This is a genomic window from Pseudobacillus sp. 179-B 2D1 NHS, assembly GCF_045370945.1.
GTDB lineage: Bacteria > Bacillota > Bacilli > Bacillales > Domibacillaceae > Pseudobacillus.
The window spans coordinates 1-14969 of the sequence record NZ_JBIQDP010000037.1 but is presented as its reverse complement, the minus strand read 5'-3'; the positions used below and the strand labels follow the sequence as shown (position 1 = coordinate 14969).

Genomic DNA, 14969 nt, shown 5'->3' with positions numbered 1-14969 from the left:
TTTCGTTTTCTTAATTCAAGTTTAGCTGTGATATAAAGCAAACGCAGTAATATCAAGGTGAAAAGAGTATAAGAGGGGATGAATGGAACCAAATTTCAGGTGAATGGATAGCTAATGGGGGCAAGAATAGAACAAAGTTGGGCCTATTACGACTGTTCTATTTTCTTATGGGGCTAATATGGCGGTTGAGTGGAAGAAGGAGAAGAAGGAGTAAAACTCTTTGTTATAGAAAGAGAACACAAGTGATTTTTTTATAAGGGGATGATTCTTATTGAAAACTATCCAAAAGATGTATGAGCATTTAAATTGGGCTAATCAACGTATTCTTGAGATATTGCAAAGTATCGAAGAGGAGAATCAAGAGGTGAGCCGTTTATTTTCACATATCCTGTTTTCAGAGAAAGTATGGATAACTAGACTGCGAGGATTGGAGAGTTCAGCACTGCCCATTTGGTCAGAGGTCGATATAGAATTCTGTGCAAAACTCGTTATGCAAAATGAAGAGAGCTTAACGACGTTTTTTACTAATTTAGCACACAATGATATGGATAAAATAATAACCTACACAAATAGTAAAGGAATCAAGTTTAAGAATTCTGTGCGGGATATTTTAATTCATGTAGCATTGCATGGTCAGTATCATCGAGGACAGATTAACTCACGACTTCGGGCAAATGGTATGGAACCAGTTAATATTGACTTTATTACATTTGTGAGATAGATGCATCTAGGTTCTATGCCTAGTTTATGATAGGCATATACATTCTACTAATGGGGGCGTGAAACAACAATTCTGTGAACTAAACTGTTCACCTCCTACCTGTAGAAACGTTAGTTGCAAGTTCAAATATAAAATTTGTTTTAATGCAATAAAGGGATACTTTGTTACGCTCATTAAGGAGCGTATCTGAAGAAGTCTCTTTATCATTCTTTACATGTGTTTAATTAAAATTTATTTTACCGGGCGAAGGGGATATCAAAGTGAGTAAACCAGAGTTATATATCAGTTTAGTTGTAGGTCCAAATTGTGACATGGAATCGTATGCGTTAAGGTCAACACTTGAGTATTTTGGGGCAAGAGTTACAATGCACTGGATAGGAAGGCCCAATGATCTTGTTGATGTTTTATCTGGTGAAGAACGTGATAATAAAGTTGATTATTTAATATTAAATTTTCATGGAGATGAAGGAAGATTTTGCATGCCTGAACTAGGTGAGGATATTTATGAACCTGGCGAGCCAAGAGGAGAATTTTTTGATGTTCAAGATGTTATGAAGCATTCGAGCTTGAAAAATATAAAAGTGATAGCTCCTGGATGTACATTAGGAACAACCTCGCTAGCAGCAGCATTTCTTGCATCTGGTTGTCATTCATATATTGGTCCAAATGATTATATAGACGGTAATTCTAATTTAATATTTGTGGTGCGATTTTTCTACGAATTGATCAATAATAACAAAAGTCAACAAGAAGCGTTTGAAATCGCAAAGAGTATAGATCAAGAAACCTCAATGTATCAAATTTATTTATCTTAAGTAATTTTCAATTAGAAGCAGACACCAAAACCAATTATTCAGGATTGCTATTCTAGAGTCTTTACTCTTGTAGAGAATGCAAACACTATCGGAGAGATCAATGTAGATTAAGCGAGTTGTCTTTTTAGACTAAAGCCTAATCAAAAAACAAATGCCATGTAATAGTGATTATATGGCATTTATGATATAACACATCCGGTCGTAGAAGTATTTATTTTAATAAACAGACATGCAATTGTATAAAATATCTTCGTCGATAAAGACCCTAATTTATTTATGAAATTAGGGTTTTTTCACTGAGCTTCTGTTAGTTTATTTAATTTTAGAGATACTAAATTTCTTTTGAGAGAAACAATAAGCTAATGTAGCAGTTAACAAAGTCAACAGTAACGGACTTGAAGTAGTTCCAAACACTACTTCTTGACTAAAATTCTCCTCTGTTGCAGAGAAATGTGGAGTATAAAAAGCTGTTAGAAGCCACCCCGATAAAACTTGAAATACTGTATAGAGCAATAAAAAACTAATTATAAATACGAAGTATTTTTTCAAATTCCTCACCACTTTTTACAATATTTTGTAATTGGAGTATATCATATATTTTCTTGTTTCACTAACCTTGATTTGCCAAACTTTATAACTTTATTAGAGTAGGTTTTACTGGGATAAAATCAGTAACAATGATCAACTATTTCTTAAGGGTATAAAACCTATCATTTTTATGTACGCTTGGTCTGTGAGGAAGTCTAGAAAGCTTGATAAACCAATGATGGATAAAATCCTGTAGAGGAAAAAAATGTAGAACGAAATTTCTTGTTGAGGAACTTATTTGTCCAGGAGTTTTCTGCTTATAGGGTTATATGGACTGGAGAGGTGTAGAACATACATAAATTCCATTTATTGCGAATCCCATGTTTTTTTGTTAATATATCGTATTATACGATATATGAGAGGTGTAAATTATGGATGCTAGTCTCATTAATGAAGCATGGACCGATCTTTATTACTATTTGCATTACAAGCATGAGGAATCTCTAACCCATCAAAATATTAGATGTATGCAAGCTATTAAGAAAAATAAAGATGCAACGGTACAGTTTCTTTCGAAAGTATTAGATGTTACACATCATACAACGTCTGAGCATATTAAAAGGCTTATACAAAAAGGCTATGTAGAGAAGGAACGCTCTCTTCAAGACAGAAGGGTTGTCTACGTGAAACTTACGAAACTGGGAGAAGAAGTACTTAAGAAAAATACAGAGCTGGATGAGGAAAAACTAAAAATAATCTTAGATCGTTTTGATGCTGAAGAACAAGCACAGATTATAGAGACGTTTGTTTTATTAAGAAGGGAGGTTAAACATGTCTTTTCTTGTTAAGATTAGTGTCTCAGCCTGTGTCATTGGACTAGTTACTATTCTTGCTAAATATTCACCTAAATATGGGGGGATTGTAGCTGCCCTTCCTCTTGTTAGTTTATTAAGTCTTTTTTGGCTATATATACAGGGGGAGCAATCAAACAATTTAAGTCAGTTTTTATTCGGGGTACTTTATGGCCTGCCCAGTACAATAATCTTGGTTTTTATTGTGGCTGTTGCTCTAAAGTATTCCACTCCATTCTCGATCTCCATCATCCTCGGAATCAGCGGATGGGGTCTATGTTTATTCTTACAGAAGTTCTTACTATCAAATATGTACTCTTAAATTTCGGGCATCAAACGTTAGGGAAACTAAGGGGATATAGCGCATACTTCCTTTTGGTCGGTCATAAAAATTTGAATATCCTGATAATAATATAGACTTTTATGGTGAATTGTTCTTTATAAAGAAGGTGAAAGTAAAATGGCAATAGTACTTACATTAACAATTTTAATAGTGGGTCTTATACTTGCCTTTAAATTAAGTCAGGGAAAATCAACTAAAAAAATACATAGTATGGGGAACAACTACAATATTAATAATGGCCCCGCCCTTTTCATGGCCAGTATCTATCTTGTTTGGTATAAGTCAAGGAGATGGTTTTGCAGCAATCGGATTAATGATGTTATTGTTTCCACTTTTCTTCTTAATAGGACTTGTTACCCTTCTAATAGGGATTTTTAAAAAAAGCAGTACGAATAAATCTATTTAGCAGGCAAAGAAAGCTTTAGAGGCAATCTTCTAAAGCTTTTTTACTTTGTATAACAGAGCTTATGTTAATCAAAGGGGAGTTGGAATTCTTAAACGAAAACCTATACTCACTGTTATTATGTTAGCAGCCACGCCTCTTTCAATCATATCCCATATGATGAAATATCCTATCGAAAATAAGCGCGACGACATTCAAGAGCCTTCGGTAACGTAGAAAAATAAGCTTTTGGCCGGTCCAACTTTAAACTTAAATTGATACAAGTTGCACACTTGGAAGAATCAAATGCATATGTTGTTCTTTATAGAGTTGATTCGAATAATCATAAGGCCATTTTAGAAGAAAGGCCTCAATGGAAATCTTCAAATTATTCATAGTGTTACTACCACCAGTGGCTTAGTTTATGAAGGAATTTATATTACCTTCAAATACTAAGGCTTGATTTGTTTCTCCATCTCTTCTCCAACTTCTTAGTTAATCTCCCCTTTTTCTGTTTTGAACCATGCAGGGTTTAATAACTCAGAATATTTGTGATCCTTCGAAACGGCGTTTAGCCATTTTTTCCTATTATTCATTTTTCAGGTATCAAGCTTATAGATCAAACAACTAATGAAAATATATCTCTGTCTATGCCTGCATAGATAGAACAAAGAGACCAAAAATTTATTTTTCTAAATAGCAATCAGCATGTTGAATTGAGTTGGACGGCATTCAATTATAGATACTTATGAAATAAAACATAGGCTTGTTAATGAGAAGGTAGAAAAAGCAACAGATTACTTGACGTTGATAATCATTATCAATTACTATATTTAATAGATAATGAAAATCGTTATCAATTAGGGTGGCGGATAACTTATAAAACTTTTTCCCTTTTCTTTGTTAGTAAAGACTGCAAGTTATGTGGATTTTAGATAAAAGTATTAATATCCATCTCAATAAACAGAGGGCTATATTGAAGGGAAATTACAAATCTTGAAGTTCTTTGCTGATCAGGTCAATAAAGAACATGAACTAAGAAGTAAGAAGACGAATCTGTATGGGGAGGGCAAGGTCGTGATTGAAATCATAATTTGTGAATGGTGTGGTTTTATAGACGACAAGGAAATGGTTGATCAATGTGACAATGATAGTTGGTGTCCCTGTTGTGGCATGTGTGAGTAGATGTCGTCTAAAGTTTATCATTTGAACTATGCAGGATAGACACTGAGGGTTTGTTTGAAATGTTTATAAGGAAAGGGAGAGATTTATTTAACAGGACAAACAGCAGCCGTTTTTGATTCATGCGATTCAGCTTATCACATATGATGCAGCCGTAGATATCATAAGGGAAAGCTTAGAGAAAGGGATAGAGGTGTATCCCCAGGGATTAGAAGTTGAATTAAGATCACAAAAATAAGAAGAAGCCTGACGAACGTTTGGGCAGAAGCTCGTTCCATTCTTAAGAACGATAGTTGTTTAAAGAAAGGAGAAGATCGACTAAATGAAAAGCAGGTATCCACTAGTCTCTTTGAAAACTATGGCCAATTATCACTTAGAGTCGTTTATAAGGTGTCCTTATACATATTATTATCAACATGTTTTGTTATTAAATCCCCTCGACGTAAAATGGAGACAAGTTATTCAATCTATAATTAATCAGGTGGTTCAAAACTTTTATCAACTTCCACTAGATGCACAAAACAAGTTAAATATATTGAAATTGATCCATAGATATTGGAAAAACGTGAGTCCACAGCTATTTGAATCGAAGGTACATTACTATATGGTTTTAACAAAGACGACAGATCATTTGCTTCAATTTTTATCTGCAAAGAAAAAGCAGAAGCCGCCGTTATGGGTGAATACCAATATTGAGGAATTGGAAGCTCATCTTTCATTAACTATTGAATTAGAAGAGCGGGCAACTCACTCTTTTACTATAAAAAAATTTCTTCTGGAAGCGGATGAGGAAATAATTCAACTATACAATGACTTAACGATTGTATTTTCGAATAAAGCATTTGGCAAACTTCCTGAGAGAATAGAAATCAACACTCTATTGGAGGGAGAAAAATATACTTTTTCACCCACAGTGAATAATGCTGCTGAAGGAAACGTGGATGTAAAGAATATGAAAGATTTACTGCAATATTCAAATGACTATACAAAAACAAGTCCCTTAAGAGGATGCAGGAAATATTTTGTTACACATAAACGTAAAGGCAGCCCAAATAGCCTGAAAGTGGCTAATAGACCAAATGTAGATTATTAGCACAAATCGCAATTAGAAGTAAATTCCTTTTGATATGGGAAAGTAAGTTCGAAGTTTCGAAAACTATACTATTAATAGGAGGGAAGAGAATGTCTGAATATTTTATCGCAACAGAAACGTTTGAGCATCAAATTGACTGTTTTTGTCCGGAAGGGGATCATGCAGATGTTTTAAAAATCAATAAAGGAGATGTAATTGAAGTCACGAATGAACATAAATTTACGATGATTAACGGATGGTACCTTCTGGTTAAGATCAATGATCAATATGTTTTCTATATGGCCCTCGCAGATTTAGAGCAATATTGTATAAAAGAACGCATTTTATCTATATTGGAAATAAACTTAAAGATGAACTTTTGGCGATTTAAAATAAATGAAGCACTTGATACAGGGGATGAAGCCTCTTTCCTCAGTTATACAAATAGATTACTTGAATCAAGTGAGCTTCAAATAAAACTGGAGAACTATTTAAACACAGAAGCAGTAAACCATACCATATAAAGGCATTAATATGTGGGGAGAACTGAGTCACTTGGACAAAATCTCAAGACACCAACTAGAGAAATAAGCTTAAATAATGCTACATGGCATGCCAAGAACAAAAATTCGATCATCAACATAAAAATTTTAAAGGAGATGATGAGGATGGGTGATATTTTAAATCAAGTGATCATTAATCGAAAAGAGCAGTTGATCCAGCAAATGTTAAAATGGGAATCCTACAAATCAACGGATGATCGTCAGTTGTACGAGTTAACACTGAGTGAATTAGAACATGAATATCAAAAGATGTATAAAGATCATTCGAACATTCGATGAAAACCTACTTTTGATAGGGCAGTTAACCTAAAGTGCTATGCAGAGCACTTTAGGAGGAAACGTGAATATCAAACCTCTAATAAGTAAGAAAGTACAGACCTATATATCACTTTGGGCGCTCAGAGGGCCATAGGGATGATAGCTTTGAAATTGAATATATAAGCGAACATTTCAGAAAAATAACAGGTCAAGTTTTGGGAGATATAGCTAATTCAGTATAATGGTTAGCACATTGTATTGAAAACGCCCCGGCTATCAAAGATAGCCGGGGCGTTTAATGTGGAGCATGGACATATTGCTGATTAATACAATTAATTTTTCACTCTATAATTACCCGATACAACTAACTGTGATTCAGTTAATGAAACACCCTCTATCACCTCAACTGATAGCATTTACAGCTTTTAGTGTCGTAGAAGAGTTCGCAGCGAAGAAGGGACTTCCAAACAATAAGATCATAGATAACAATATTACTAAAATTTTCAATGATTTTAACTAATTAATCCTGGTTTGGGTATTTTTAAAAGAATGTTATATCATAAATTTATGATAAGATATTAATTTTTTATTACCGCTACAAACAAGGGAGATACTGGATGAAAAGCGTTCTTTTAAACTCTATCATGTTTCTCGTTTTAGCCATATTATTATCGGCCTGTACTTCTAATAAAGAGTCCACCAGTGAAGGAGTTGAAGACTTTGACTCCCGGGGGAAATTTAAAAATAGGTATAGTAGGAGCACCTCCTAAAGTGAGAGAAGATAATGTAAAATTCATTTCTTTGTCATTAGGAGATGTAGAAGAGAAAAGTTTCAGGGACGTAGATGCTGTATTTATAAATAAAAATTATTTACCTGAAGCAGCAGAGGCTAAATATGCAAAAGTTTATCTAGAGTCCCTTGTTCCTTTTATTTTTATCAATTCGGAGAAGGTTTATTTAGCATTCATTGATGAAGAACTTTCTTACGAAGATGCTCATACTTCAAAAGCAGGTGATTATTTAATTGGGTACTTTAATCACAAATATTTTGGATTGAGTCTATACAACCACCAAAACACAAAGAAAACTATTTAGGATTGTTATTCTAGAGTGTTTTCTATTATAGAAAATGCAAAAAATACTGGGGAAATTAATTTATAGTAAGTAGAAAAATCGTAATGCTAAGATGGGGAGCAATTTTTCAATTCGACTTTACATTGACATTTAGGATTGGCTGAGACTATAAGACGGGAGAATGAAGTTAGACAATTTTATTCAGTTTTTATACAGTTACAGAGTCTATTTAGGAGCCCGAAATATTGCTGGTAGCAGCTCCCTGCTTGCAACATTAGGTGAACTAGAAATAAATAGAACATACAAGTGCGAAGGAGAAAAAACAAAAACTCGAACTATAGACCTCATGTTTGAGTGTCCATAGTTCGAGTAGTCCAATGGAGTGGATATTTTTTTAATTTAGTTTATTCGTCTTTTTGTTCTGTTTGCCACCATAATGAATCTTTTGGATTTTCGACAGCTTCTTTATATTCAGCCTTAGAAGCAACGGTTGGGTAGGAACCCTTGAGAGATTTCCCTGAAGTACTATTGAACAAGAATAGTATCACTAAAAATCCGATAATACTCACGGCTGTTAGATAGAAACCAGGTGCTAAGTTATTGCCTGTTTGGTGAACGAGCCATGTGGAAAACAATGGGGTAGTTCCACCAAATATTGAAACAGAAACATTAAAGGTCACAGATAATGTACGATATCGAATATCAGTATAGAACATCGCTGGTAACGATCCTGGCATGGTGCCTTCATAAGTTGAAAGTAAAACACCTAGAATGAGAATACCTAACGAAACAAATATTAAACCATTCAAGTTTATTAAATAAAAAGCAACGGTAGACAATAAGGTCAACCCGCCTAAACCAATTAAGAACACCGTTTTGTTTCCGATTTTATCACTGAGTTTTCCAAACATGAAAGCAAGCGGCACCATAATAATCATGACAGCCGTAATTAATACAGTTCCTATCGTACTGGATAATCCAATAATTTCATTCAAATAAGAGGGCATGTATGATAATAGCATGTAGTTTGTAATGTTAAAGAAGGCGACAGCTACAAAACATACAACAACATCCTTTTTGTGGTTTTTTAAAATAGATAGGAAGCTTTCCTCTTGGACTGTATCATCAGAAAGTTCATTTTCAAAAATCGGTGTTTCTTCTAAGCTCCTTCTTAAGTACAGCCCGATAAGACCTAAAGGTAAACCGAGTAGAAATGGTATTCTCCAACCCCATGAGGCCATCTGTTGATCAGATAGGGTGATAAAGAGTGCACTGGCAAGTAGTGAAGCTAATATGTAACCAGTGAGCGTGCCAATTTCTAATCCACTCCCAAGCATATTGCGTTTATTATCTGGAGAGGATTCTGCAATATAGACCATGGCACCGGCGTATTCCCCGCCAGTTGAAAAACCCTGAATAATTCTAGCTACTAATAAGAGTATAGGCGCCCATATACCTATTTGATCATATGTAGGCAATAAACCGATGAGCAATGTGGAAAAAGCCATTAAAATAATCGTGGTTGTTAAAACGACTTTTCTTCCTGATTTATCTCCGATTTTACCAAATATAATACCGCCTAATGGGCGCATTAAGAAGGCGATCGCAAATGTTGCAAAGGTGAATACTAATTTCAGCTGGTCATTTTCAACAGCAGTGAAAAAGTTCTGGCTAATGATAACCGCTAAATAGGAATATAAGCCAAAATCAAACCATTCCATCGCATTTCCTACCCCTGTAGCAAACACGCTTTTCTTAGTTCGCTGAATATCTACGACGTTGATTTTCTTCTTGTTAAATTTCATTTTGTTGTGTCAACTCCATGGTATACAGTTATATGGGAATGAGAAATAAACTCAAACTAAGGGGGAAACAAGCCTTGAGCGTTTTCTCCAAAGATATCCCAAATAAAATTTTGTTTTTTTATAAAATAACTTGTTCTAGATTAGGCAAATACGATGCCCTGGCATGAAGCTTTGTTGAAAGAAATAAATTCTTTGACGTTAGTTATTTTGATACAAAAACAGAAAAATATTCATTTTTCGCTTATAATAGTCCCCCGTGGGTATACAAAAAAATTAACATCCTCGCATATTCTTATTCACCTCTCTTTGCTTTCGCATCTCTGTCTGAAGTTGTATCAAAGTTTCTCCTTGTTTTGTATGGCTTCTGCTAAATGTATGTCACCTGCTTTCCTTCATCTTTTACAGTTATGTTTATAGACATTTCTAGGCCGGATAAAACATTATCTACCTTTCCAACATCGTGCCCTCTGAATCAAGCACCTCATTTTTTAAATCGTCTCTATTGTGAATTTATCTGCAATAAGGAAGGGTTGTTTTTTTATGAGAGGATGATGCGAATGCTTGCTCATCTACCTTCTGATCACCCGTTGGGATATCTCTGTTTTACTTATGGTTAGCCAATTTCTCAATTACTCACATCTTAAGGAAGTTCATTATACTTATGGATGTACAACGCCAAAAAGATTACAAGAGGGGATAAATGGATGGTGTTTTTCGCCCTTTATATAGCAAAATTTCAATAGGAAATGGAGGTGTGAAGGGGGGAGGCGCTATCAGGACTCGTACTATAAGGAAAGCTTTCGGCTATCGTTTTTACCAGCGAATGAAGGGCGCGGCGGCATTGCAGCAAATCTCCAGCTATTCATCCCCATCAATTATACTGAGATATATTGGCATGAATGATGAAATGGTAGATAGAGTCCTAGAAGGTTTCAACGGATCAAATCCAAAGCTTAGTAAGGCTTGAAAACAAAGTTTGATCACTTTAAAAAGCGGATTAAAAACCCTGTGTTGAGATGCAGGGTTTTTTCTTGTTCAGCAACCGAATCAAATGATGGAGCAACGTCTTTAAAGAAAATCGGATTTCTTGATTCAAGTTTAGGGGAGATGATGAGATGTTGTAAGCAAAGTAATAGTCGAAAGAATTAAAGAGAAAATAGTTTTACAAAGGCACGTTTCTCAAAATCCGTGGAATTTTCAAAAAAGCTTCTCCTCTACTAGGAAAGTGTTTTTTGTTATTCATAAAAATAGTCTAACCTGCTTAGACCTAGTGAGAGTAAAGATGCCCAAATGTATAGTATGAATAAAAATTAATTGACACAACATGCTACTTTGTAATACTATATAGTGGTACTAAGTGATAAAGAGTAGTTAGCAAGGAGGAAATATGAAAGACTTAACGGAAATGCTCAAGGGAGTTCTTGAAGGTGTGGTGCTTCAAAAGATTCAAACAGGAGAAACCTATGGTTATGAAATTGCTAAGTACCTAAATAAGTTGGGTTTCGACGATATTGTGGAAGGAACGGTCTATACCATTCTTGTTCGAATAGAGAAAAAAGGGCTTGTGGAGATTGAGAAGAAAAAGTCTGAACTTGGGCCAGCGAGAAAATTTTACACACTAAATGCGAAAGGCGAACAAGAATTAAAGGATTTTTGGAAGCGTTGGACATTCTTAGAAGAAAAAATGAATGAAATAAAGGAGCAAAGAAATGTTTAAAAAAATGATTCAAGAAAAACGCGAATATCGAGCCTATAGAAAAAGAGTGAATGAATTACCTGAGGAATACAGAACGGCAATGACAGCCATTGAGAAGTATATGTGGAATTTTGCTAAGGGATCAGGCATGCTGGCGTTGTTACAAAATGTTTTAGAGATGTTCGAAAGTAGTGCCAGTGACGGATTAAACGTAAGAGATATAGTCGGGAACGATGCAGCAGAATTTGCCGACTCCTTACTAGCAGAGTTTCCAGAAGAAACATGGATTGACAAAATGAGAAAAGAATTAAGAGATTCCATTAAATAAAGGAGAGAGCCATGAATACAACTGTCCTTGAAATCCAAAATGTAAAAAAGAGCTTTAAAGGGAATGAAGTTTTAAGCGATGTCAATATCACTGTGAAAGCAGGCTCCGTTTATGCTTTATTAGGAGCGAATGGGGCTGGGAAAAGTACCTTATTAAAAATTGTTACGGGGTTACTTAATAGCGATGGTGGAAAGGTAACCATTCAGGATATTAATATTGCTGACAATCCTGTGGCAGCACAAAATCTTTTTAGTTTTAGTTCTCAGAATTCTACCGTTGACGGCATGCTGACTGGATATGAAAACCTTCATTTGATTGCAAAATTGCGACATGAACGCAATCCGAGAAAAGTTGCCGAAAGTTTGTTAGAAAAGTTTGATCTGACTGAAGCCAAAGACAAAGCTGTTTCAAATTACTCAGGAGGAATGCGACGGCGTCTTGACTTAGCTATGAGTTTAGTTGGGAATCCAGAAATCGTTTTTCTAGATGAGCCCACCACTGGATTGGACCCTAAAAGCAGGCAGGATCTTTGGGAGATGATTAAAGAAATGAAGTCGCAAGGGAAAACAATCTTTTTAACGACTCAGTATTTAGAGGAGGCAGATTACTTAGCTGATCAGATAGGCTTCTTATGTGAAGGAAAAATTGTTGCCAGTGGAACTCCTGATAAAATGAAACGTATTGCTGGAGCGGATAAATTACTTCTTGTATTTAATTGTAATGAAGACACCGAAATAGCTTTAAAACTCTTAGAACCATATTCCCCTCAAAAAAAAGACCATTGTGAGATTTCTATTGATTTAACAGAAGATATCACAACAACTTTAAACGTAATGAATGCTCTAACAACCGAAAATATTGAGCTCAAGACCTTCAAAATGATTACCCCAACCCTTGATGATGTATTTATGACACTTACGAGAGGAGGAAAATAATGAAGATAAGTCAAAAAGTGAGTGATACATTAGCACTTGCCAATAGAATTATTAAGCATAATTTGCGAAGTATCGATACGCTTATTACTGTTATTGCTATGCCGGTTATGATGCTATTAGGTATGGTTTATATATTTGGAGGAGCCATTCAAATTCCAGGAGTGTCTCAAGAGGATTATATAAATTATGTACTTCCAGGAATCTTATTAATGACAATTGCCACTGGTTCAGCTTATACCTCATTGCGGATAAACTTAGACAAAACTTCAGGGATGTTTGACAGATTTAAGTCAATGCCTATATCAAAATCATCTGTATTGGGCGGTCATGTTTTAGCATCCGTTGTCTTTATGTTAGTTTCTATCGTTGCCGTTTTGCTAGTAGGATTTCTAGCCGGATTTAGAAGTAACGCCACATTTTTTGAATGGTTTCTTGTGGTGGTCATGATTATTTTATTTTCTCTTGCATTAACTTGGCTTTCAGTACCATTTGCGTTAGCTGCTGGAAGTATTGAAGGGGCTGGTTCCTTCTCTTATATTCTATTGATGATGCTTTTTGTTAGTTCCGCATTTGTTCCTATCGATGGAATGCCTAAGGTAGTTGGCCTCTTCGCAGAAAATCAACCGATGACACCGATTATTCAAACAATCAGAAATCTGTTAAATTCACAAGTTGCTGGAAATGATTTGTGGGTGTCTATGGGGTGGATGGTGCTAATTATCATGATTTCATATATATTTGGAATGAAAGCCTATAGGAGAGTATAAGCGCCTAATAGTAAGGATGTAAATATACTCGTAGTTCATCCGAAGAGGATGCCAATCCTTTTTGGTTAATTATAAAAAACATCGGATCAAATGGTTAATGTAGCAAGACTTTGTTGTAGGATTAGCAGGTAAGTTAGTTTGACCATCCGAATTATAAAGATGACAAATCAATAAAACCAAATGGTGATTATATTATATCTATAACGGAGCATCCCAAAGAGTGATCAAATTCTTTGGGATGTTCTTATTAAATTAGATGAGAAATAGAGGTCTTTAACTATCCTGGACTTAAATGGTAACATAATCATGAAAATGGAATAGGAGGATCATCAAAAAAGAAAAATCAAGAATAGCTATGCTATGTTCGCCTAATTTAGGGAGTAGATAGAACCCTGAGGCTATTTCTATCTTAAATAGAAATGTATTGCTGGTTTCAAAAACTCAATCCATTCTTTTTGTGGTAAAATTTAACTTTAGAGGTGGAAATATGAGGAATCATTTTAATGTTTTATCTATTGGTTTGTTTTGATTATGACATTTAATGCCTATTTTATCTTCAAAGATGGTTTAAGTCCTATATTTCTTCCGTTACTTGTTGTTATTTCGATCATGGGCATTGTGCTTGCATGGTATGGAGGGAAAAGTTCGCTGAGAACGATTGCTTTGGCTGTCAATCTGACTTTCCTCTTGGTTTTTATTGTTTTACCAATATTGATACGTACTTTTATTTGGAATAGACCATAGAAGGGAAAATGAAGTTAGACAATTTTATTTAGTTTCTTTATATAGTTACAGAGTCTATTTGGGAGCCCAAAATACTGCTAAATCAATAATATATAAAATCTTACATAAAGAAAAAGCCAGGCAAAGAAAACACTGATACTTTCTATTATTAGATACTTGCATCATCTCAGTCTCTGCTTTTATTTCAATGGATAATAAATATTGATTAGATTATTTTGATTCCTACATCAGGTATTATATTAATTGAAGGAGGCAGTTATGGTGAATGGAGCGATTGTTCATTTGATTATTCTAATTCCCTTTTTGATTTTTGCTATCTTTTTATCAAAAGGCAAAGGAGCAGCTTTAATTGCGGGTTACAACACAATGCCAGAGAGTAAAAAAAGCTCAATACGATGAAGCAGCTATGTGCAAGTTTATGGGGAAAGTGATGTATGGTATTTGCTTTAGTCTATTATTGTGGGCAGTAAGTGAAATCCTAAAAAGTCAAACACTGTTTCTCATTGGTCTTGTTTTATTTTCAGGTCTTATTATTTTTGCAGTAGTGTATTCAAATACAGGAAACAGATTTTTAAAAAAAGGTGATGAACGTGCCAAGTAACAAGGGATTTCTAGACAGGAGTGTTTAAAAGGACAGGTTGAAACGCTGGCTGTTTTATCGAATGAGTGACAGACGAGGAAGAAAATAAAAAAGAAAAATGTGATGAGAAATTTTGAGGCAACGCACAAGTGCTTATAAATAATAAGGTTGTTTAAGAACGGTGGCAATATCATAAGGATCCCTGCTTTTTAGATTGGAAGGAAACTATACCGTAAAGCTTAAAGGACCATATTGGTAGTGGCGCTAGTTGATTTTTTAGTTAGCGTATCAAGGGATTGCCATGTTGGGATTAATGCTATCCAGT

Annotated in this window: 16 protein-coding genes; 15 read left to right on the top strand and 1 reads right to left on the bottom strand. The window is 34.8% G+C overall.

What is annotated here, in order from left to right:
• Window positions 1-271 precede the first annotated feature (271 nt).
• The 8 genes from ACH0BF_RS23095 to ACH0BF_RS23060 all read left to right on the top strand — a co-directional run bounded on the left by ACH0BF_RS23095 (window position 272) and on the right by ACH0BF_RS23060 (window position 7810).
• Complete coding sequence (locus ACH0BF_RS23095; protein ID WP_340856815.1) at window positions 272-721, top strand: DinB family protein; 450 nt, start codon at window positions 272-274, stop codon at window positions 719-721.
• A 260-nt stretch (window positions 722-981) separates the two neighbouring features.
• Window positions 982-1536, top strand: a complete 555-nt coding sequence (locus ACH0BF_RS23090) for a delta-aminolevulinic acid dehydratase (RefSeq protein WP_340856812.1) — start codon at window positions 982-984, stop codon at window positions 1534-1536.
• Between the two features lie 959 nt (window positions 1537-2495).
• Window positions 2496-2912: a MarR family winged helix-turn-helix transcriptional regulator gene (locus ACH0BF_RS23085; RefSeq protein ID WP_340856811.1), complete on the top strand. Its 417-nt coding sequence runs from the start codon at window positions 2496-2498 to the stop codon at window positions 2910-2912.
• Window positions 2896-3237 (top strand): DUF3147 family protein, encoded by a 342-nt coding sequence (locus tag ACH0BF_RS23080; protein ID WP_340856810.1) that lies wholly within the window; start codon window positions 2896-2898, stop codon window positions 3235-3237. The genes ACH0BF_RS23085 and ACH0BF_RS23080 overlap by 17 nt, the downstream gene beginning before the upstream one ends.
• A 1907-nt stretch (window positions 3238-5144) precedes the next feature.
• The gene (locus ACH0BF_RS23075) at window positions 5145-5915 is read left to right on the top strand and encodes a PD-(D/E)XK nuclease family protein (RefSeq protein WP_406910379.1); all 771 of its coding nucleotides are present in this window, start codon (window positions 5145-5147) and stop codon (window positions 5913-5915) included.
• Window positions 5916-6004: 89 nt separating this feature from the next.
• Window positions 6005-6418 carry an IDEAL domain-containing protein gene (locus ACH0BF_RS23070; protein WP_406910378.1) on the top strand — a complete coding sequence of 138 codons (414 nt, stop codon included), beginning with the start codon at window positions 6005-6007 and terminating at the stop codon, window positions 6416-6418.
• Between the two features lie 144 nt (window positions 6419-6562).
• The gene (locus ACH0BF_RS23065) at window positions 6563-6736 is read left to right on the top strand and encodes a Fur-regulated basic protein FbpA (protein ID WP_340856805.1); all 174 of its coding nucleotides are present in this window, start codon (window positions 6563-6565) and stop codon (window positions 6734-6736) included.
• Between the two features lie 699 nt (window positions 6737-7435).
• Window positions 7436-7810, top strand: a complete 375-nt coding sequence (locus tag ACH0BF_RS23060; protein ID WP_406910377.1) for a hypothetical protein — start codon at window positions 7436-7438, stop codon at window positions 7808-7810.
• 383 nt (window positions 7811-8193) lie between these two features.
• Here ACH0BF_RS23060 and ACH0BF_RS23055 read toward each other — a convergent pair whose 3' ends face one another.
• Complete coding sequence (locus ACH0BF_RS23055) at window positions 8194-9594, bottom strand: MFS transporter (protein WP_340856804.1); 1401 nt, start codon at window positions 9592-9594, stop codon at window positions 8194-8196.
• 700 nt (window positions 9595-10294) lie between these two features.
• Between ACH0BF_RS23055 and ACH0BF_RS23050 the strand changes: the two genes are divergently transcribed.
• The 7 genes from ACH0BF_RS23050 (at window position 10295) to ACH0BF_RS23020 (ending at window position 14665) form a co-directional block, all read left to right on the top strand.
• Window positions 10295-10561: a site-specific integrase gene (locus ACH0BF_RS23050; RefSeq protein WP_406910376.1), complete on the top strand. Its 267-nt coding sequence runs from the start codon at window positions 10295-10297 to the stop codon at window positions 10559-10561.
• A 420-nt stretch (window positions 10562-10981) separates the two neighbouring features.
• Entirely contained in the window at window positions 10982-11311 is a 330-nt protein-coding gene (locus ACH0BF_RS23045) for a PadR family transcriptional regulator (protein ID WP_120038677.1), read from the top strand.
• Window positions 11304-11618 (top strand): DUF1048 domain-containing protein, encoded by a 315-nt coding sequence (locus tag ACH0BF_RS23040; RefSeq protein WP_120038679.1) that lies wholly within the window; start codon window positions 11304-11306, stop codon window positions 11616-11618. The genes ACH0BF_RS23045 and ACH0BF_RS23040 overlap by 8 nt, the downstream gene beginning before the upstream one ends.
• Window positions 11619-11629: 11 nt before the next feature.
• On the top strand, window positions 11630-12553 hold the full coding sequence (locus ACH0BF_RS23035) for an ABC transporter ATP-binding protein (RefSeq protein WP_406910375.1): 924 nt from the start codon (window positions 11630-11632) through the stop codon (window positions 12551-12553).
• The gene (locus ACH0BF_RS23030; protein ID WP_406910374.1) at window positions 12553-13320 is read left to right on the top strand and encodes an ABC transporter permease; all 768 of its coding nucleotides are present in this window, start codon (window positions 12553-12555) and stop codon (window positions 13318-13320) included. Before ACH0BF_RS23035 ends, ACH0BF_RS23030 begins: the two co-directional genes overlap by 1 nt.
• A gap of 1002 nt (window positions 13321-14322) precedes the next feature.
• Entirely contained in the window at window positions 14323-14463 is a 141-nt protein-coding gene (locus ACH0BF_RS23025; RefSeq protein WP_406910373.1) for a DUF3784 domain-containing protein, read from the top strand.
• A gap of 7 nt (window positions 14464-14470) precedes the next feature.
• A complete protein-coding gene (locus ACH0BF_RS23020; RefSeq protein ID WP_406910383.1) occupies window positions 14471-14665 on the top strand; it encodes a hypothetical protein in 195 nt (64 codons plus the stop codon).
• Window positions 14666-14969: the final 304 nt, after the last annotated feature.

Bases quoted from the DNA above. Each gene is read 5' to 3' on its own strand.
- ACH0BF_RS23020 (WP_406910383.1), top strand. From the start codon at position 14,471: ATGTGCAAGTTTATGGGGAAAGTGATGTATGGTATTTGCTTTAGTCTA.
- ACH0BF_RS23080 (WP_340856810.1), top strand. From the start codon at position 2,896: ATGTCTTTTCTTGTTAAGATTAGTGTCTCAGCCTGTGTCATTGGACTA.
- ACH0BF_RS23065 (WP_340856805.1), top strand. From the start codon at position 6,563: ATGGGTGATATTTTAAATCAAGTGATCATTAATCGAAAAGAGCAGTTG.
- ACH0BF_RS23035 (WP_406910375.1), top strand. From the start codon at position 11,630: ATGAATACAACTGTCCTTGAAATCCAAAATGTAAAAAAGAGCTTTAAA.
- ACH0BF_RS23055 (WP_340856804.1), bottom strand. From the start codon at position 9,594: ATGAAATTTAACAAGAAGAAAATCAACGTCGTAGATATTCAGCGAACT.
- ACH0BF_RS23085 (WP_340856811.1), top strand. From the start codon at position 2,496: ATGGATGCTAGTCTCATTAATGAAGCATGGACCGATCTTTATTACTAT.
- ACH0BF_RS23075 (WP_406910379.1), top strand. From the start codon at position 5,145: ATGAAAAGCAGGTATCCACTAGTCTCTTTGAAAACTATGGCCAATTAT.
- ACH0BF_RS23040 (WP_120038679.1), top strand. From the start codon at position 11,304: ATGTTTAAAAAAATGATTCAAGAAAAACGCGAATATCGAGCCTATAGA.
- ACH0BF_RS23030 (WP_406910374.1), top strand. From the start codon at position 12,553: ATGAAGATAAGTCAAAAAGTGAGTGATACATTAGCACTTGCCAATAGA.
- ACH0BF_RS23045 (WP_120038677.1), top strand. From the start codon at position 10,982: ATGAAAGACTTAACGGAAATGCTCAAGGGAGTTCTTGAAGGTGTGGTG.
- ACH0BF_RS23070 (WP_406910378.1), top strand. From the start codon at position 6,005: ATGTCTGAATATTTTATCGCAACAGAAACGTTTGAGCATCAAATTGAC.
- ACH0BF_RS23025 (WP_406910373.1), top strand. From the start codon at position 14,323: ATGGTGAATGGAGCGATTGTTCATTTGATTATTCTAATTCCCTTTTTG.
- ACH0BF_RS23050 (WP_406910376.1), top strand. From the start codon at position 10,295: ATGGATGGTGTTTTTCGCCCTTTATATAGCAAAATTTCAATAGGAAAT.